Origin of the sequence: Luteimonas sp. S4-F44, from assembly GCF_022637415.1 — a bacterium.
Classification (GTDB): domain Bacteria; phylum Pseudomonadota; class Gammaproteobacteria; order Xanthomonadales; family Xanthomonadaceae; genus Luteimonas.
The window spans coordinates 2,401,296-2,419,857 of sequence record NZ_CP093340.1 but is presented as its reverse complement, the minus strand read 5'-3'; the positions used below and the strand labels follow the sequence as shown (position 1 = coordinate 2,419,857).

The window sequence follows — 18,562 nt, the reverse complement described above, 5'->3', positions numbered from 1 at the left end:
GTTGCCATTCGTCCACCAGGCCCCACACTTCAGAGATGACCGATCTCTCCCCCTCGACCGGCGACGCGCTGGCGCTCGCGCAGTCCCGTCTGCTGTTGCCCGCCGGCCTCGACAGCGCGCACCTCGACCGCACCTTTTCCGCCTTGCTCGGCCCGGGCATCGACTTCGGCGACCTGTACTTTCAGCATGCGCGCCGCGAGAGCTGGTCGGTCGAGGACGGCATCGTCAAGAGCGGCTCGCATGCGATCGAGCAGGGCGTGGGCGTGCGCGCGATCAGCGGCGAGAAGACCGGCCTGGCGTATTCCGATGACATCGATGCGGTGGCGCTGCTCGGCGCGGCGCGTTCGGCGCGTGCGATCGCCCGCGACGGCCGCGCGCATGCGCCGCAGGCGCTGGTGCGTGCGCGCGCGCACGATCTCTACCCGTCCGGCGACCCGATCGACGCATTGGGCAGCGCGGAAAAGGTCGAGGCGCTGCGCCGGATCGACCGCTTCCTGCGTGCCGCCGATCCGCGCGTGCAGCAGGTCAGCGTCAGTCTGACGGGCGGCGTGGACACCATCCTGGTCGCGCGCAGCGATGGCGTGCTCGCCGGTGACGTGCGGCCGCTGGTCCGGCTCAACATCCAGGTGCTGGTCGAGCAGGACGGGCGCCGCGAGTCCGGCTATGCCGGCTACGGCGGGCGCTACAGCTATGCTGAACTGCTCGGTGACGGACGCCCGGAACACTTCGCGCGCGAAGCGCTGCGCCAAGCGCTGGTGAACCTCGAGGCGGTCGACGCGCAGGCCGGGGTGATGCCGGTCGTGCTCGGCGCCGGCTGGCCCGGCGTGCTGTTGCACGAGGCCGTCGGCCATGGCCTGGAAGGCGACTTCAATCGCAAGGGCACCAGCACCTACGCCGGTCGTGTCGGGCAGCGCGTGGCCGCGCCCGGGGTGACGATCGTCGACGACGGCACGCTGGCTGGTCGTCGCGGTTCGTTGAATGTCGACGACGAAGGCACGCCGACCCGATGCACCACGCTGATCGAGGACGGCGTGCTGACCGGTTACATGCACGACACCCTCAACGCGCGCCTGAGCGGTGTCGCCTCGACCGGCAACGGCCGCCGCGAGTCGTTCGCGCACCGGGTGATGCCGCGCATGACCAACACCTACATGCTCGCCGGCCGCGACGACCCGCAGGACATGATCCGCTCGGTGAAAAAAGGGCTGTACGCGGTCAACTTCGGCGGCGGCCAGGTCGACATCACCAGCGGCAAGTACGTGTTCTCGGCGACCGAGGCCTATCTGATCGAGGACGGCCGCATCACCGCGCCGGTCAAGGGCGCCACCTTGATCGGCAATGGGCCCGAGACGATGCAGCGCGTGCGCATGGTCGGCCACGACATGGCGCTCGACGACGGCGTGGGCATCTGCGGCAAGGATGGCCAGAGCGTCCCGGTGGGCGTGGGCCAGCCATCGCTGCTGATCGATGGACTCACCGTGGGCGGTACCCAGGCTTGAGCGTGGGAACGGGTGGGGCGGGTTTGGTGATGCCAACCAGCACGGTCGAGCGCATGCAGCCGGTCAGCGAGAGTGCTTCACGGTGCTTCGGTCTTCTGCGCCACCGTGTCGCGCAGCAGCCGGAACAGCTCCCGGAACGCCGCCGGCGGCTTGTGCTTGGCCCGCTCGGCCAGCGCATTGCGCACCAGTTGGCGCAGGCGCTGGCGGTCGGCCTGCGGGTAGGCCTCCAGCAGTTCGGCCAGCGCGGCGTCGCCCTCGTCGAGCAGGCGCGTGCGCCAGCTCTCGGCGCGGTGCAGCATCGCGGTCTCGATGCGCGAGGCCTCGCCGCCGGCGTCGAGCGCGTCGCGGATCGCCTCCAGCGTCTCGTCTTCCTCCCGGCGCATCTGCTTGGCCAGAAACGCCATCTGCCGCTTGCGCGCGATGTGCGAAGTGATCCGGCGGGTCTCGGCGATGTGCGGCAGCAGCGCGTCGGGTACCGGCAGTTTCGCCAACCGTCCGTCGGGCAGCGCCACCAGCGCCTCGGCCAGCGACAGGACTTCCAGCGCCTCGCGGCGCTGCTGCTTGCGGCTCGGGCTCAGGTACTCGCCGCTGTCTTCGTCTATGCCTCTCATCGCAACAGGATAAGCCATTGACCATGTCCCCATCGCAGATCGCCGACCGCGTGGCGGGCGACGACTCCCTCACCCGGCTCGACGCACTGACCGAGCTGTCGCAGCGTTTGCTCGCGCGTTGCCGTGCCCAGGGCGCGAGCGAGGCCGAGGTCGCATGTTCGGAGGATGCCGGGCTCAACGTCGACGTGCGTATGGGCGAGGTCGAGACGGTCGAATCCACGCAGGACCGCGGCATCGCGGTGACGGTCTACTTCGGTCGCCGCAAGGGCAGCGCGAGCACCGCGGACCTGCGCGAGGAGAGCCTGGTGGCGACTGTCGACCAGGCCTGCGCGATCGCCCGCTTCACCGAGGACGACCCCGCCGCGGGCTTGGCCGACGCCGAACTGATGGCGCGGCCGGGTGCCGATGGCCGTTTCCCCGAATTCGACGCCTGGCACCCCTGGGCGCTCGACGCTGATCGCGCGGTCGACTTGGCGCTGGCCTGCGAAACCGCGGGCCGCGACACCGACGCACGGATCGGCAACTCCGACGGCGCCTCGGTTTCGACGGCGCGTGCGCTGCACGTCTACGCCAACAGCCACGGGTTCGTCGGCGCCGAGCGCAGCAGCCACCACAGCATCGGCTGCGCGCTGATCGCAGGCAGCGGCGAGCAGATGCAGCGCGACGGCTGGTACAGCGTGGCGCTGGCCGCCGACGACCTGGAGCCGGCAGCGGGGATCGGCCGCCGCGCTGCGCAGCGCACGCTCGCGCGCCTCGATCCGCGGCCGGTGCCGACCGGCAGCTACCCGGTGCTGTTCCAGGCCGAGGTCGCCCGGTCGCTGGTCGGGCACCTGCTCGGCGCGGTCTCGGGCGGCGCGCTTTACCGGCGCGCGAGCTTCCTGCTCGACAGCGTCGGCACGCAGCTGTTCCCCACGTGGTTCTCGATCCACGAGCGGCCGTTCCTGGCGCGCGGATTCCAGTCCGCCGCATTCGATGCCGAAGGCGTGGCGACCCGCGAGTCGCCGCTGGTCGAGGCTGGCGTGCTGCAGCGTTACATCCTCGGCAGCTACTCCGCGCGCCGGCTCGGCCTGCAGACCACCGCCAACGCCGGCGGCGTGCACAACCTGGAGATCGCCGCCAATGCCGGCGACCTCGACGCGATGGTGCGCGGCATGGGACGCGGGCTGCTGGTGACCGAACTGATGGGGCAGGGCGTCAATGCGGTGACCGGCGACTATTCGCGCGGCGCGTCGGGGTTCTGGGTCGAGGGCGGCGAGATCCGCCACGCGGTCGACGGGATCACCATCGCCGGCAATCTGAAACAGATGTTCGCCAGCATCGAGGCGGTGGGCACCGATATCGACCCGCGTTCGCATGTCCGCACCGGCTCGATGCTGATCGGCCGGATGACGGTTGCTGGCACGGATTGACGTATGCTCGCACCGCCGGCCGCGGCGGCGATCGTCGCCCGGCCCAGCGCATCTTCTTCCACCTTGCCTAAGGGGACTTTGCAATGAACGATTTCGATCCGGCACCGGCACCCGCCGCGGCCACCACGCAGGACGATCGCACGTTCGCGATGCTCACGCATCTGTCGTGCATCATCCTCGGCTTCATCGTGCCGCTGATCATGTGGCTGGTGCACAAGGACCGGCCCGACAAGGCTTTCGTCACCGACCAGGCCAAGGAAGCGCTGAACTTCCAGATCACGCTGACCATCGGCTACGTCATCGGCATGGTGCTGACGATCATCCTGATCGGCGGCCTGATCAATCTGGTGCTGTGGATCCTGTGCTTGGTGTTCAGCATCATCGCCGCGCTCAAGGCCAAGGAGGGCGTGGCCTACCGCTACCCCTTCGCGCTGCGCCTGATCAGCTGACCGGCGCGTCACGCAGCCTCTCGAACCCCGGCCTGTGTGCCGGGGTTTTTGCTTTGAAGCGATCTCGAGCTCTCTATCTCCGAACGATGCCCAGCGGTCTTATCGCACCCCTGCCATTGGTTGGGTGCCATCCGTTGGGTGCCATGCGTTGGCTTGCGTCGCCGACGCGCGGCGCCATCATGGACCTGTCCCTCGACGCTTCTGGAGACCCCCCCATGTACGCTTCGACGCTCCCCCAGGCCTCGCCCGCCATCGCCAGTCGCCAATGGGCCGCCGGCACGCATATCGGCGCGCTGGTGCTCGCCTTGATGACCAGTTGGATGTCCGGCGTGGCCGGCGTCGTTGTCGCCGGCACGGTCTACCTGGTCAAGCGCGACGATGATGCTTTCGCCGCCGACCACGCGCTCGAAGCGCTGAACTTCAACCTGAGCATGTTTCTTTACGCCTGCGTCCTCGGTGTGACCGGTCTTGTGCTGCTGGGCATGACGGTGCTGACGCTGGGGATCGGGGCGATCGTCGCGTTGCCGCTCGGCCTGCTGCTGGTGCTGGGCGCAGTCGCCCTGGCGGTGCTCTGGCTGGTCTGCGGCATCGTGGCGGCGGTCAAAGCCTGGAACGGCGAGACCTACCGCTACCCGCTGACGCTGCGTCTGATCGGCTGATCGCCGCGTCGCGCCGCTCGGTGCCGCGTGCGGCATCGAGCGGGATCGGATGCCCGCCGCAGGCGAGCAGGTCGCCATCGCGCTCGACGACCAGGCCACGCCAGGCCGTGGCATGCCACGACAGCAAGCGCGAAATCCTCGCGCTCGGCGCGGTCGAAGAACGCCGGGCAGTTACTGTCGAACAGTGCCAGGCAGGCGTCGTAATCTGAGGGGGCGTAGCGGCGAGACGTGGTCATGCGCGGTCGCGGATCGTCGGCGAAGCGATACCGGCCCCGGTCGGGCGCAGGTGCGGGCTGCGCTGGCTGCCCGCTGCGCTCAGTGGTCGCGTTCGATGGCCTGCCGGCCGAGTTCGGCCAGCGGCGCGGCGGCGTCGCCGAACGGTGCCAGCGCTTCGCGCATGCGCGAAGCGAGTTCGGACAGGCGTGCGCGCGAGGCGTCGGCGCCGATCAGCGCGGGGAACGTTGCCTTGTCCTGCGCCACGTCCTTGCCCGCGGTCTTGCCCAGCGTCGCGCTGTCGCCTTCGATATCGAGCAGGTCGTCGCGGATCTGGAAGGCGAGGCCGAGCGCGGTCGCGAAATCGTCGAGCCGGTTACGCGTCGTGGCGTCGACGTCAGCCGCCAGCGCCCCGAGCGCGACCGCCGCGCGCAGCAGCGCGCCGGTCTTGAGCGCGTGCAGGCGCTCCAGGCCCGCGATGTCGCGCGCACCGCCGCCGCCGGTCGCCGCGAGGTCGATCGCCTGGCCGCCGCACATGCCCAGTGCGCCCGATGCCGAGGCCAGCCGCGCGACCATCGCCAGCCGCGTCTCGGCTGCAAGTGGCGCCTCGGCAAGCACCGAGAACGCCAGGGTCTGCAAGGCGTCGCCGGCGAGGATGGCGGTGGCTTCGTCGAAGGCGACGTGCACGGTCGGCTGGCCGCGGCGCAGCGCGTCGTCGTCCATCGCCGGCAGATCGTCGTGGACCAGCGAATAGGCGTGCACGAGCTCGACCGCGACCGCCGGCGCATCGGCCTGCGCGGGCGCGGCGCCGAAGGCCGCTGCGGTGGCGTGGACCAGCAGCGGCCGCATGCGTTTGCCGCCGAGCAGCACCGCGTGGCGCATCGCCGCATCCAGCCGCGGCTCGCCGGCTGCGGTGGTGTCGAGTGCGCGTTGCAACGCGGCGTCGGTGCGGGCGCGCCAGTCGCCGATGCGAACGGCGATCCGGCTGGCGGCGTCAGGCATCGGGATCGTCGACCTGCTCGCCACCGAACGGCTGGCTGCGCTCGGGCGCGGCCGGGTCGCTGAGCAGGCGCACGCGCTGCTCGGCCTCCTCGAGCGCCTGGCGGCAGCGGCGGTACAGGCCGACGCCGCGCTCGTAGGCACCAAGCGATTCCTCCAGGCTCAGTTCACCGCCCTCCATGCGTTCGACCAGCGCTTCGAGCTGGCCCAAGGCGTTTTCGAAGTCGGCGACCGGGGACGGATCCTGGGCGGGCGGAGCGGGCGTGGAAGCGGATTTGGCCATGCCGCGATTCTAAGCGATGACGCCTGGGCGAGGGCTGAGTGCGGCCTCAGGGCCGTGGCGTCTCGCCCGGGTCGTGCACCGCCGCGCCGTGCGCCCAGTGCAAGCGGCGGCCGCTGTCGCGCAGCCAGGCCTCGAACGCGCCGTCGAGGACGAGGTCGCCGGCCGCGAGCAATCGCCCGCTGGCGTCGACGAGCAGCGGCAGTCGCTCGCGCAGCCAGGGCGGCACGGCGCGATCCTGCAGTACGTGCTTGAGCGCGTGCGAATGCGTCCGGCCGGGCAATGCGATCCGCTCGCCGCCGCGCCGGGCCCGGACCTGCCAACCTAAGGGCACATCCGGTGGCGCTCCATGCAGATGCAGCCGGTCGCCGTCGGGCAGCGCCAGCGGCGTCGTGCCTGCCCAGTCGATGGCGAGATCGCGCGGCAGTGGTGCGCGTTGCGGTCCTGCGTGCAGCAGGTCGCGCCAGCGCTGCAGCCGACAGCCCGCCCAGTCGAACTGGGGTCTGCGGTCCCCCGCTGGCGCCTGCAGTGTGGCCTCGCACCAGGCGCTGCCCTGACGCGGCAGCGGCGGCAGGCCCAGCGCTGCGATCCAGCGCCGCAGCACGCGTGCACGGCGCGCGGTCGGCAACGCACGCAGCCGCACCACGTCCAGCGTTGCCGGGTCGGGGGTGCGCACCGTGGCCAGCGCCGCGATGTCGTCGTCGTCGAGCAGGGTGACGGTCGCGCGTTGCAGCGTCGCGACATCGGCCAGCACGGCGTCGGCCTGCGGCCAGCGCGTGCGCAGCAAGGGCAGGACGCGATTGCGCAGGAAGTTGCGGTCGGCGTCGTCGGCGGCGTTGCTCGGATCTTCGATCCAGTGCAGTCGGTGGCGCACGGCGTAGGCCAGCAGGTGCGCGCGCGGGACCGCCAGCAGCGGCCGCCACAGCCAGCCCGCGCCGAATGCCCGCAGCGGCCGCATCGCCGCCAGGCCGTCGGGACCGGCACCGCGCAACGCGCGCAGCAGCACGGTCTCGGCCTGGTCGTCGCGGTGATGGGCCAGGACCGCGACCGCATCGGACGGCAGTCGCGCCTGCAGCGCGGCATGGCGGGCCGCGCGCGCCGCGGCTTCCAGGCCCTCACCGCCCTTGCGCACAACCGTCACGCGCAGCACCTCGCAGGCCACTCCGAGCGCGGCGCACACCGCCTCGCAATGCGCGGCCCAGGCGTCGGCCTGCGGCTGCAGGCCGTGATGCACGTGCAGCGCGACCAGGCCGCGTGCGCGCATGCGCGGATCGTGCGCAAGCAGGTGCAGCAGGGCGGTCGAGTCGAGGCCGCCGCTGAACGCCACGTGCAGCGGCCCGTCGCCGGGCGGCGCGGGCAGCGTCGGATCTGGAAACGGCGCGGGCATCCGCGCATGGTGCCATGCGACCGGAATGCAGCGATCCGGCCGCGTGGTCGCGGACCTGGGGCGCTGGGCCTACAGTCGGCAACCCGCCTGCAGGAACCTGCAATGTCCGACCTGTTTTCTCCCCTGGCGCAGCGCGCGCTGACGCTGCGCAACCGCATCGCGGTCTCGCCGATGTGCCAGTACAGCGCTGTCGACGGGATGCCCGACCACTGGCATCTGGTGCATCTGGGCAGCCGCGCGGTCGGCGGCGCCGGCCTGGTGATCGCCGAGGCTACCGCGGTGCTGCCCGAAGGCCGCATCGCGCCCGAGGACGTCGGCCTGTGGAACGACGCGCAGACGCAGGCCTGGGCGTCGATCGCGGCGTTCGTGCGCGCGCAGGGCGCGGTGCCAGGCGTCCAGCTGGCGCACGCCGGCCGCAAGGCGAGCACCTACGCCCCGTGGCGGGGCCATGGGGCGGTCGCGCAGGAAGACGGCGGCTGGCAGGTCGTCGCGCCGTCGGCGTCGGCCTACAGCGCGCGCTATCCCGCGCCGGTCGCGCTCGATGCCGATGGCATCGCGGGCGTCGTCGCGGCGTTCCGCGCGGCCGCGCAACGTGCACTCGCCGCCGGCTTCGAGCTGGTCGAGCTCCACGCTGCCCACGGCTATCTGTTGCACCAGTTCCTCTCGCCGCTGTCGAACACGCGCGACGATGCCTGGGGCGGCAGCTTCGAAGGTCGGACGCGTCTGGTGCTGGAGGTCGTCGATGCGGTGCGCGAAGTCTGGCCCGAGCGGCTGCCGCTGTGGGTCCGGCTCTCGGCGACCGACTGGGTCGAGGGCGGCTGGGACGTCGAGCAGAGCGTCGCATTGGCGCGGCTGCTGGCGCCGCGCGGAGTCGATCTTCTCGACGTGTCGTCGGGCGGCCTGTCGCCCGACCAGAAGATCGAGCTCGGTCCCGGCTACCAGGTGCCGTTCGCCCGCCGCATTCGCGCCGAGGCCGGCATCGCGACCGGTGCAGTCGGGCTGATCACCACGCCCGAACAGGCCGAGCGCATCGTCGCCGACGGCGACGCGGACGTGGTGCTGCTGGCGCGCGAACTGCTGCGCGATCCCTACTTCCCCAGACGCGCGGCGCAGGTGCTGGGCGCAGCGCTCGAGCCGCCGGCACAGTACCAGCGCGCCTGGTAACGGCGCGCGTCGTGGCGGGCGTGCGGTGCGGACGGGCGGATGCCCGTTCCGCCGCGATCACGCCGCCTCGTAGGCGCCGTAGCTGCGCAGACGCTCGTAGCGGCGCTGCAGCAGGGTCTCGACCGGCAACTGCTCGAGCTGGTCGAGCTCGTTCATCAGCACCGCCTTGAGCCGGGTCGCGGTCTGTCGCGGATTGCGGTGGGCGCCGCCGATCGGCTCGCGCACGACCTTGTCGATCAGCCCCAGCTGCTTGAGCCGCTTGGCGGTCAGGCCGAGCTGTTCGGCGGCATCGCGCGCCTTGGCCGCGTCCTTCCACAGGATCGACGCGCAGCCTTCGGGCGAGATCACCGAATAGGTGCTGTACTCGAGCATCACCGTGCGGTCGCCCACACCGATCGCCAGCGCGCCGCCCGAGCCGCCTTCGCCGATGACGGTGCAAAGGATCGGGATGCGCAGCTCGGCCATCTCCATCAAGTTGCGCGCGATCGCTTCGGACTGGCCGCGTTCCTCGGCGCCGATGCCCGGATAGGCGCCGGGCGTGTCGATGAAGGTCAGCAGCGGCAGCTTGAAGCGCTCGGCCATCTTCATCAGCCGCAGCGCCTTGCGGTAGCCCTCGGGCCGCGGCATGCCGAAGTTGCGCCGTACCTTGGTCTTGGTGTCGCGGCCCTTCTGGTGGCCGATGATCATCACGCTGCGCCCGTCGATGCGGCCCAGGCCGCCGACGATCGCGGCATCGTCGCCGTAGGCGCGGTCGCCGGCCAGTTCCTCGAACTCGTCGCAGAACGTGCGGATGTAGTCGTTGGTGTAGGGCCGCTGCGGGTGGCGCGCCAATTGCGAGACCTGCCACGGGGTCAGGTCGCGGAAGATGTGCGCGGTGCGCTTGCGCAGCTTGTCGCGCAACGTGGCCAGTTCGGCGTCGATGTTGACGGCCGGGCCATCGCTGGCCTGGCGCAGTTCCTGGATCTTGGCTTCCAGGTCGGCGATGGGCTGCTCGAAATCGAGGTAGTTCGGGTTCATGACGCGCCGTCGGGTGACTTGGGGGAAAGTGTAGCCGACCGGCCCCCGGCGCCCCGTACGGCGGGGTGCGTTGGGGCGGCCGGAAGGCGGGCCGGGCGGTCGGGTCTCACCGGGGGAGGACCAGCGCGCCGGCGCCCATCAGCTGCCCGTAGAGCTGGATGACATCGTTGTAGGCCTGGTTGTCATCAGGGCTCTGGTCGACGTGCAGCATCGCGGTCGCGCCGGTGACGGCCATCAGGGCTTCGTGCGAGCGCTTGCGCACCGCCTCGCAGTCGGCCGCATCATGGACCTGCAGGCGTTGCGCGTAGGCCTCGCGCAGCGGCGCCGAATGGGGCTCGAACGCCTGCGGCAGCGGTGGCAGCTCGGCCGGTGCGGTCTCCAGCGCCCGGTCCGGCTGCGCGTAGCCGCCCGGATGCAGCCGCGCGAACTCGCCCTGGCGGTCGCTGGCCTCCTCGATGTAGTCGATGAACGCCTGCGGGGTGAACAGCTTGGTGCTGATCTTGCCGCCGTTCTCGGGAATCCGGGCCACGGTCTGCTGTTTGGGGAACGCCTCGCGGACGCCGAAGTCCCAGGTCCGGTCGATGAACAGGCCGGTGTACTGCTCGAAGGGCCCCTCGTAGACCGCATCGCCGAGTTCCACGGTCGCGATCGCCGCGCCGAAGTTGCGCAGCTTGGACGCGTCGGTGACGTAGAGCTCGCGGGCCAGCACGTAGTCCGACAGCGTCGGGTTGATCAGGGTGCCGCGCTCGGCGCCGCAGACCGAAATCCGGACCTCGCCGGTACGGTCCGTGCGCAGCGTGTGCGGACCAGCGTCGAGTTCCAGTGCCGCGCTCGTGCCGGCGGCTACCTCGTGGGTCTTGCCGTCGATGGTGACCTTGACCGGTGCGTCGGTGGGGTTGTCGATCTCGAACGTAGGTGTGGACGGACTGCAGGCGGCGAGCAGCAACACAGCGCTCGCCGCGGCGAAGGATCGGATCATCGTCGTCTCTCTGGGACGGGGGAGGGGCGGGCCGTTAGCCGGCCCGGTTCAGTGCGCCCATGGCTTGCTCATGTCGAGCCGGGCGACCCGCACGCCCGGCTGCGCGCGGAGCGTGCCGGGCAGTTCGGCATCGGCGCGGACGCCGTGGCTGCCGTTGACTTCGAGCGTGCCGGCAGCGCCCGCGGGCAGCAGCAGGTCCAGGCGCAGCGCGGTCTTGCCGGGCCGGTGCTGCGCCAGTACCTGTTCGATCCGCGCCATCGTGCCGGGCACGCGCAGATCCAGGCGCAGCGACAGCCGACGCGCGTGTTCGGGGCAGACCGCGTGGAAATCCCAGCAGCGCTTGACCCGCAGCGCGAAGCCGCCGCTGAACTCGTCCTCGCGTAGGCCGCCCTCGACGATCAGGATGCGGTCGCGGGTCAGCAGGTGCGCGTATTCGGCGCTGGTCTCGGAGAAGAAGCCGCACTCGAGCCGGCCGCGGCCGTCCTCGAGCAGCACGAAGGCCTGCGCGTCACCGCGCTTGCGCATCGACGCCACCTGGCCGGCGACGATGACCTGGGTCTCGGGCCGCCAGCTGTTGCCGCCGGCCTTGGCGTCGCGCGCCGCCCACAGGCTGTCGAGCTGGCCGAGATCGGTGCCCACAAGCGCCTGCAGCTCCTCGCGGTACGGGTCGAGCGGATGCCCGCTGAGGTAATGGCCGAGCGTCTCGCGTTCGCCGTCGAGCTTCTGCCGCAGCGGCCACTCGTCGCATTCGGGCAGGTCGATATGCAGCACGTCGTCGCCGCCCGTGGCGCTGCCGAACATGTCGACGATGCCGGCGCTGCGGTTACGCGCGAGCTGGTCGGTGGCCTTGATCGCCTCGGGCAGTTGCAGCATCAGCGAGGCGCGGTTGCGGCCCAGCGCATCGAGCGCACCGGCGTTGATCAACGCTTCGAGCGTGCGCTTGTTCAGGCGTTGTGAGTCGACCCGACGGCAGAAGTCGAGCAGGTCGGTGAAGATCCCGCCGCGCGCGCGCGCCTCGACCACGTTCTCGCAGGCGCCGCGGCCCACGCCCTTTACCGCGCCCAGGCCGTAGCGGATGGTCGTCGGGTCGATCGCCTCGAACATGTAGGCCGAGGCGTTGACGTCGGGCGGCAGCACCTCCAGGCCCATTGCCCGCGCCTCGGTCAGAAAGCCGGTGACCTTGTCGGTGTTGTCCATGTCCGAGGACAGCACGGCAGCCATGAACTCGGCCGGGTAATGCACCTTCAGCCACGCGGTCTGGTAGGCGACCAGCGCGTAGGCGGCCGAGTGCGACTTGTTGAAGCCGTACTCGGCGAACTTCTCCATCAGGTCGAAGATCGAGGTGGCGACCTTGGGATCGACGCCGTTCGCGGCCGCGCCGGCCTCGAACTTGGCGCGCTCCTTGGCCATTTCCTCGGCCTTCTTCTTGCCCATCGCGCGGCGCAACAGGTCCGCGCCGCCCAGCGAATAGCCGGCCAGGACCTGGGCGATCTGCATCACCTGTTCCTGATAGACGATGACGCCGTAAGTGGGCGAGAGCACCGGCTCGAGCGAGGGGTGCGGATAGGTCACGTCCGTGCGGCCGTGCTTGCGGTCGACCCATTCCTTGTCCATCCCCGAGCCCAGCGGGCCGGGACGGAACAGCGCCGCGAGCGCGATGATGTCCTCGAAGGTGTCGGGCTGCGCGCGCTTGAGCAGTTCGCGCATGCCGCGCGATTCGAACTGGAACACCGCGACCGTGTCGCCGCGTGCGAACAGCTCGTAGGACGCCACATCGTCGAGCGGCAGCGCGGCGATGTCGAGCGGCGCCTCGCCGGCAGCCGCGCGTCGCCGGTTGATGGCCTTGACCGCCCAGTCAATGATGGTGAGCGTGCGCAGGCCCAGGAAGTCGAACTTCACCAGGCCCACCGATTCCACGTCGTCCTTGTCGAACTGGGTGACCGGGTTGCGGCCGCGGCCGCCTTCGTCGTGTTCGGCGAACAGCGGGCAGAAATCCGACAGCGGCGACGGCGCGATGACCACGCCGCCGGCGTGCTTGCCGGCGTTGCGGGTCAGGTCCTCGAGCTGCAGCGCCAGGTCCAGCAGGTCGCGGACGTCGTCCTCGTCGTTGTAGCGCGCGATCAGTTCGTCCGAGCGCCAGGCGTCATCGCTGCGCGACTTTTCGGTGCGGCCCAGCGCATCTTCCAGGCCGATGCCGAGCGTCATCGGCACCAGCTTGGAGATGCCGTCGACCATGCCATAGGGGAAGCCCAGCACGCGGCCGGTGTCGCGCACGACCGCCTTGGCCGCCATCGTGCCGTAGGTGATGATCTGGCTGACGCGGTCGCGGCCGTACTTGGCAGCGACGTAGTCGATGACTTCGTCGCGCCGGTCCATGCAGAAGTCGATGTCGAAGTCGGGCATCGACACGCGTTCGGGATTAAGGAAGCGCTCGAACAGCAGGTCGTAGGGCAGCGGGTCGAGATCGGTGATCTTCAGCGCCCAGGCCACCAGCGAACCGGCGCCCGAACCGCGCCCCGGGCCGACCGGAATGTCGTGTTCCTTGGCCCATTTGATGAAGTCCGAGACGATCAGAAAGTAGCCCGGGAAGCCCATCTTGCAGATGACGTTGAGTTCGACGTCCAGCCGCTCGAAATAGCTCTCCCGGGTGTGCCCGGGCGCCAGCGGGTACTTCGCCAGCCGCTCTTCCAGGCCCTCGCGCGACTGCACCCGGATCCAACTGTCGAGGGTTTCCTCGGCCGGCACCGGATAGGCGGGCAGGTAGTAGGTGCCCAGGCGCAACTCGAGGTTGCAGCGCTGCGCCAGCGCCAGCGTGTTGTCGATCGCGTCGGGCGCATCGGCGAACAGCGCGGCCATCTCGTCGGCCGATTTGAAGTATTGCTCGCGCGTGTACAGCTTGGGTCGACGCGGGTCGTCGAGTACCCGACCGGTGGCGATGCACACGCGCGCTTCGTGCGCGTCGAAGCCCTCGGCATCGAGGAAGCGCACGTCGTTGCCGGCCACCACCGGCAGCGACAGGTCGGAGGAGACCTGCATCGCGAGCGCGTTGTGGACGGTCTCCTCGTCGAAGCCGCAGCGGGTGAGCTGCAGGAACAGGCGTTCGTCGAACACCTCGCGCCACTGCGAATACCACTGCCGTGCCAGGTCCTCGCGGCCGCCGGCGAGCAGCCGCGCGGCCGGTCCGTGACGCCCGGCGATCGCGAACAGGCCGGCGTTGCAGTCGCGCAGCCAATCGGGCCGCACCACCACGCCATCGGTCCGGTGGCCTTCCATCCAGGCCCGCGTCAGCAGACGCGACAGCGACAGGTAGCCGTCGTGGTCGCGGCACAGCAGTGTCAGCGTCGAGGCCGGCTCGTCGCCTTCGGCCAGCGAGATGTCGGCGCCCATGACCGGCTTGATGCCGGCACCTTCAGCCGCGCGATAGAACTTCACCAGCGCGAACAGATTGTTGCGGTCGGTCAGCGCGACCGAGGGCTGGCCGAGTTCGGCGCAGCGTTTGACCAGCGCCTTGATCCGGATCGTCGAATCGGCGAGCGAGTATTCGCTGTGGACGTGGAGGTGGACGAAGCGCGCGGGCATTGCAGGGGCGAGGCGGCCGGAGCGTCAGGGTAGGGCGGTGGCGGGGGGCGGACAAGGCTTGACAGCCGGGCGACCGCGGCGCGGCGCGGCCGGGCGGCCGCCGCAGGGCGGTCGGCGTTCAGGCCAGGACGGGCGCTTCGAACAGATCGGCCAGTGCAGGCGCGGCGGGCGCGGGGGCGAGCAACCGGGATACCGGCGCGAAGCTGCGCCGGTGGTGGATGCACGGACCGTGGCGCTCGAGCGCGGCGAAATGCGACGGGGCGCTGTAGCCCTTGTGGCGGTCGAAGCCGTAGGCCGGGAACTGCGCGTGCAGTGCGACCATCGCGCGGTCGCGGGCGACCTTGGCGAGGATCGAGGCGGCCATGATCGCTTCTTCGATGGCGTCGCCGCCGATGATCGCGCGCGCCGGGCATGGCAGTCCGGGCGGTAGCCGGTTGCCGTCGACGAGCACCCGTTCGGCGGCCGGGGCCAGCGCCTGCACCGCGCGGGTCATGCCGGCGTGCGTGGCGTGGTAGATGTTGATGCGGTCGATTTCCTCGACGCCGACGAACTCGATCCGCCAGGCCAGCGCGCGCTCGACGATCTGCGGATACAGCGCCTCGCGGCGCTTTTCGGTCAGCTTCTTGGAATCGTCGAGGCCAGCGATCGGGCGCTTGGGGTGCAACACCACGGCCGCGACCACGACCGGGCCGGCCAGCGGGCCGCGCCCGGCCTCGTCGACGCCAGCGATGCGCAGGCGCCGGGTCATGGTGCGGGCTCGGGATAGGCGCCGGCCGGCAACGCCGGCGGCGCGAGTTGCGCCACGGCCTCGGCGGCGCTCGCCGAGGCGCCCTGGCGCAACTGCAGGTGCAGGTCGCGGTAGACCGGCTGCAGCGCGGCGCGGGCCGCCGGATCGTCGAACCAGTGCAGCACCGCCTCGGCCAGCCGCTCGGGCGTGCAGTCCTCCTGAATCAGCTCGGGCACGATCGTGCGGCCGGCGAGCATGTTCGGCAGCGAATAGCGGTCGACCTTCATCAGTTTCAGCAGCCGCACGACGAACGCGGTGCTCGGCGCGATGCGGTAGCCCACGACCATCGGCCGTTTGGCCAGCAGCGCCTCGAGGGTCGCGGTGCCCGAGGCCAGCAGCACGACGTCGGAGGCGACCATCGCGGTGCGCGCCTGGCCGTCGAGGACCCGGACATCGAGCGCGGAAAACCGCGGCTGCGCCAGCAAGGCGTCGATCGCCGCGCGGCAGGCGGCATTGGCCGCCGGCACGATGACGCGCAGTCCCGGCAGCGCGGCGGCGACGCGGGCCGCGGCGTCGAGGAACACGTCCCCCAGTCGGGCGATCTCGCCCAGACGGGAGCCCGGCAGCACCGCGAGCACCGGCGCGTCGCCGTCGAGCGCGAGTGTCCGGCGCGCGGCATCGCGGTCGGGTTCGAGCGCGAGCATCTCGGCCAGAGGGTGGCCGACGAAGCGCGCATCGACGCCGTGCGCGGCGTAGATCGGCGGTTCGGTGGGAAACAGGCACAGCACCCGGTCGGCGCTGCGCCCGATCTTCGCCGCGCGGCCCTGGCGCCAGGCCCAGATCGACGGGCTGACGTAGTGCACCGTGCGGATGCCGTGTTGCTTGAGCGTGCGTTCGAGCCCGAGATTGAAGTCCGGTGCGTCGATGCCGACGAACACATCCGGCCGCCAGGCCAGCAGGCGGGCGCGCAGTGCGCGGCGCAGCCGCAGCAAGCGCGGCAGATGCCGCAGCACCTCGCTCAATCCCATGACCGCCAGTTCCGAGGCGTCGTACCACGTCGTCATTCCGGCCGCGCGCATCGCATCGCCGCCGACGCCGACGCACTCGATATCGGGGTGGCTCGCGCGCAAGCGTTCGATCAGCCCCGCGCCGAGCAGGTCTCCGGAGGCTTCGCCGGCCACCAGCGCGACGCGAAGCGGGGGCGCGGCGGCGCGCTGGGGCGGCTGGATTCGGGAATCGGGATTCGACACGACAGATCGACGGCGTTCGGACCGGGGCATTGTGCCCGCTCGACGCCCGAATCCCGAAGTCCCGATCCGGACCTCAGCGCAGCAACGGCCGCGCGCCGGCGTCGATGAATGCGAGCATCGCGCGGACATCGGCACTGTCGTGTGCCAGTTCCGATAGTCGGGCGCGGGCGGCTTCGAGCGGTTCGCCCGAGACATACAGCGCGCGATAGGCGCGCTTGATCGCGGTGGTGCGCTCGGCATCGAAGCCGCGGCGCTTGAGGCCCTCGGCGTTGATACCGCGCGGGCGGCCGTAGCCGTCCTGGGCGACCATCACGAACGGTGGCACATCGCCGTTGACGAACGCGCCCATGCCGATGAATGCGTGCGCGCCGATCCGGCAGAACTGGTGGATGCCGACGAAGCCGCTGAGGATCACGTGATCGCCGACTTCGACGTGGCCGGCCAGTGTGGCGTTGTTGGAGAACACGCAGTGGTTGCCGACGATGCAATCGTGGGCGACGTGGGTGTAGGCCAGCAGCCAGTTGTCGTCGCCGATGCGGGTCGCGCCGCCGCCGTCGCCGGTGCCGCGGTTGATCGTGACGAACTCGCGGATGGTGTTGCGATCGCCGATGATCAGTTCGACCCGCTCGCCGCGGAATTTCTTGTCCTGCGGTTCGCCGCCGATCGCGGCGTGGCCGTGGACGCGGTTGTCGCGTCCGATCGTGGTCGGGCCGTGGATGCTGCAATGCGGCCCGATCACCGTGCCGTCGCCGATCTCGACCTCCGGGCCGATGATCGTGAACGCCCCGATGCGGACACCGGCGCCGAGCTTGGCGCCGGGATCGACGACGGCCGTGGCGTGGATCGCGGCCTCGCTCATCGTCAGTCCTTCACTTCCGCGCACAGGATGTCCGCGCATGCGGCCTGCTGGCCGTCGACGCGGGCGATGCCGCTGTAGAGCGTCATGTTGCGGATCTCGCGCTTGATGCTCACGTCCAGCTCCAGCCGGTCGCCGGGCACCACCATGCGCGAGAACTTCGCCGCGTCCACCTTGACCAGGTACGACAGCGCGCCCTCACTGGTGCGGCCGCGGCTAAGATGGCTCAGGATGCCGCCGGCCTGTGCCAGCGCCTCGATCACCAGCACGCCCGGCATCACCGGATGGTCGGGGAAATGGCCCTGGAAAAAGTGTTCGTTGGCCGACACATTCTTGTAGCAGAGCACGCGCTTGCCCGATTCGAATTCGACGACGCGGTCGACGAGCAGGAACGGGTAGCGGTGCGGCAGCAGCTTGCGGATGCCGCCGATGTCGATCGGCAGCGTCAGGTCCAACGTCATTCATCCCCCTTTGCGCGCGCGCCGATGCGGCGGGCGAGCGAATCGAGCTGGCGGATCCGCACGGCATTCTTGCGCCATTCCCGGGTGGGCTGGGCGGGAATGCCGGACGAGTACTCGCCCGGCTCGGTGATCGAAGCCGACACCATCGTCATCGCATGGACGACGACCTTGTCGCAGATTTCAAGATGGCCGGCCACGCCGACCTTGCCGGCCAGCATGCAATAGCGGCCGATGCGGGTGCTGCCGGCGATGCCGACGCAGCCGGCGATCGCGGTGTGCGCCCCGATGTGCACGTTGTGCGCGACCTGGATCAGGTTGTCCAGGCGCACGTCCTCCTCGATCACGGTGTCCTCGAGAGCGCCGCAGTCAATGGTGGTATTGGCACCGATGTCGCTGTCGTCGCCGACCACCACACCGCCGAGTTGGGGCACGTTGAGCCAGCGGCCGGCCTCCATCGCCAGGCCGAAGCCGTCGGCGCCGAGCACGGCGCCGGGATGGACGGTCACCCGCTTGCCCAGCCGGACGCGCTTGACCAGCGACACCCGCGCGACGAGCCGCGCGCCTTCGCCGACCACGCAGTCCTCGCCGATCGTGCAGCCCGGCCCGACGGTCGCGCCGGCGGAGATCACGCTGCGCGCGCCGATCGTCGTCAGCGGGCCGACCGACGCGGTGGGATCGACCGACGCGGTCGCATGGACCACGGCCGACGGGTGCACGCCTGCGGGCGCATCGGCGCGCGGCGCGAACAGTGCGGCGATCTTCGCGTAGGCGACATAGGGATCGCGCGCAATCAGCGCCGTGCCCGTGAAGCCCTCGGCATCGGCCTCGCGCAGCACGACGATGCCGGCCGCGGTGTGCGCGAGCTGCGGCCGGTAGCGCGGGTTGGACAGGAAGGCGAGCCGGTCGGGACCGGCGGCCGTCAGTGTCGCGACCCCGACGACAGCGACGTCGGGATCGCCGTGGACGGTCAGCGCGAAGCGGTCGGCGAGTGCGCGAGCGGTGAGGGGGGCATGGGCGGTCATC

Annotated in this window: 17 protein-coding genes; 5 read left to right on the top strand and 12 right to left on the bottom strand. The window is 70.7% G+C overall.

What is annotated here, in order from left to right; translation table 11 throughout:
• Nucleotides 1-35: 35 nt before the first annotated feature.
• On the top strand, nt 36-1,499 hold the full coding sequence (gene tldD / locus MNO14_RS11140; protein ID WP_241943812.1) for a metalloprotease TldD: 1,464 nt from the start codon (nt 36-38) through the stop codon (nt 1,497-1,499).
• Nucleotides 1,500-1,576: 77 nt separating this feature from the next.
• On the opposite strand, the gene yjgA is transcribed toward tldD, so the two are convergent.
• Nucleotides 1,577-2,110 carry a ribosome biogenesis factor YjgA gene (gene yjgA / locus MNO14_RS11135; protein WP_241943811.1) on the bottom strand — a complete coding sequence of 178 codons (534 nt, stop codon included), beginning with the start codon at nt 2,108-2,110 and terminating at the stop codon, nt 1,577-1,579.
• Between the two features lie 23 nt (nt 2,111-2,133).
• Between yjgA and pmbA the strand changes: the two genes are divergently transcribed.
• The 3 genes from pmbA to MNO14_RS11120 all read left to right on the top strand — a co-directional run bounded on the left by pmbA (nt 2,134) and on the right by MNO14_RS11120 (nt 4,627).
• Nucleotides 2,134-3,519: a metalloprotease PmbA gene (pmbA, locus tag MNO14_RS11130; protein ID WP_241943810.1), complete on the top strand. Its 1,386-nt coding sequence runs from the start codon at nt 2,134-2,136 to the stop codon at nt 3,517-3,519.
• Nucleotides 3,520-3,602: 83 nt separating this feature from the next.
• Nucleotides 3,603-3,968 carry a DUF4870 domain-containing protein gene (locus MNO14_RS11125; RefSeq protein WP_241943809.1) on the top strand — a complete coding sequence of 122 codons (366 nt, stop codon included), beginning with the start codon at nt 3,603-3,605 and terminating at the stop codon, nt 3,966-3,968.
• A gap of 215 nt (nt 3,969-4,183) precedes the next feature.
• Nucleotides 4,184-4,627, top strand: a complete 444-nt coding sequence (locus tag MNO14_RS11120) for a DUF4870 domain-containing protein (protein WP_241943808.1) — start codon at nt 4,184-4,186, stop codon at nt 4,625-4,627.
• 315 nt (nt 4,628-4,942) lie between these two features.
• Here MNO14_RS11120 and MNO14_RS11115 read toward each other — a convergent pair whose 3' ends face one another.
• The 3 genes from MNO14_RS11115 to tilS are packed head-to-tail and all read right to left on the bottom strand — an operon-like array spanning nt 4,943 to nt 7,506.
• Nucleotides 4,943-5,842: a farnesyl diphosphate synthase gene (locus MNO14_RS11115; protein ID WP_343226390.1), complete on the bottom strand. Its 900-nt coding sequence runs from the start codon at nt 5,840-5,842 to the stop codon at nt 4,943-4,945.
• On the bottom strand, nt 5,835-6,122 hold the full coding sequence (locus MNO14_RS11110) for an exodeoxyribonuclease VII small subunit (RefSeq protein ID WP_241943807.1): 288 nt from the start codon (nt 6,120-6,122) through the stop codon (nt 5,835-5,837). The genes MNO14_RS11115 and MNO14_RS11110 overlap by 8 nt, the downstream gene beginning before the upstream one ends.
• A 46-nt stretch (nt 6,123-6,168) precedes the next feature.
• A complete protein-coding gene (gene tilS / locus MNO14_RS11105) occupies nt 6,169-7,506 on the bottom strand; it encodes a tRNA lysidine(34) synthetase TilS (protein WP_241943806.1) in 1,338 nt (445 codons plus the stop codon).
• Nucleotides 7,507-7,608: 102 nt separating this feature from the next.
• On the opposite strand from tilS, the gene MNO14_RS11100 reads away from it, so the two are divergent.
• Nucleotides 7,609-8,670, top strand: coding sequence for an NADH:flavin oxidoreductase/NADH oxidase (locus MNO14_RS11100; protein WP_241943805.1), 1,062 nt, complete (start codon nt 7,609-7,611; stop codon nt 8,668-8,670).
• Between the two features lie 57 nt (nt 8,671-8,727).
• Here the strand turns inward: MNO14_RS11100 and MNO14_RS11095 are convergent, their stop codons facing one another.
• From MNO14_RS11095 to lpxD, 8 genes are all read right to left on the bottom strand, one after another.
• Nucleotides 8,728-9,687: an acetyl-CoA carboxylase carboxyltransferase subunit alpha gene (locus MNO14_RS11095; RefSeq protein WP_241943804.1), complete on the bottom strand. Its 960-nt coding sequence runs from the start codon at nt 9,685-9,687 to the stop codon at nt 8,728-8,730.
• A gap of 106 nt (nt 9,688-9,793) precedes the next feature.
• Nucleotides 9,794-10,666 carry a hypothetical protein gene (locus MNO14_RS11090; protein WP_241943803.1) on the bottom strand — a complete coding sequence of 291 codons (873 nt, stop codon included), beginning with the start codon at nt 10,664-10,666 and terminating at the stop codon, nt 9,794-9,796.
• Between the two features lie 48 nt (nt 10,667-10,714).
• Nucleotides 10,715-14,245, bottom strand: a complete 3,531-nt coding sequence (gene dnaE, locus MNO14_RS11085; protein WP_241943802.1) for a DNA polymerase III subunit alpha — start codon at nt 14,243-14,245, stop codon at nt 10,715-10,717.
• 118 nt (nt 14,246-14,363) lie between these two features.
• Nucleotides 14,364-14,993, bottom strand: a complete 630-nt coding sequence (rnhB, locus tag MNO14_RS11080) for a ribonuclease HII (protein WP_241943801.1) — start codon at nt 14,991-14,993, stop codon at nt 14,364-14,366.
• Complete coding sequence (gene lpxB / locus MNO14_RS11075; RefSeq protein WP_241943800.1) at nt 14,990-16,222, bottom strand: lipid-A-disaccharide synthase; 1,233 nt, start codon at nt 16,220-16,222, stop codon at nt 14,990-14,992. The genes rnhB and lpxB overlap by 4 nt, the downstream gene beginning before the upstream one ends.
• 73 nt (nt 16,223-16,295) lie before the next feature.
• Nucleotides 16,296-17,081, bottom strand: coding sequence for an acyl-ACP--UDP-N-acetylglucosamine O-acyltransferase (lpxA, locus tag MNO14_RS11070; RefSeq protein ID WP_241943799.1), 786 nt, complete (start codon nt 17,079-17,081; stop codon nt 16,296-16,298).
• A gap of 2 nt (nt 17,082-17,083) precedes the next feature.
• Nucleotides 17,084-17,539, bottom strand: a complete 456-nt coding sequence (fabZ, locus tag MNO14_RS11065; protein ID WP_241943798.1) for a 3-hydroxyacyl-ACP dehydratase FabZ — start codon at nt 17,537-17,539, stop codon at nt 17,084-17,086.
• On the bottom strand, nt 17,536-18,561 hold the full coding sequence (gene lpxD, locus MNO14_RS11060) for a UDP-3-O-(3-hydroxymyristoyl)glucosamine N-acyltransferase (protein WP_241943797.1): 1,026 nt from the start codon (nt 18,559-18,561) through the stop codon (nt 17,536-17,538). Before lpxD ends, fabZ begins: the two co-directional genes overlap by 4 nt.
• Nucleotide 18,562 lies beyond the last annotated feature (1 nt).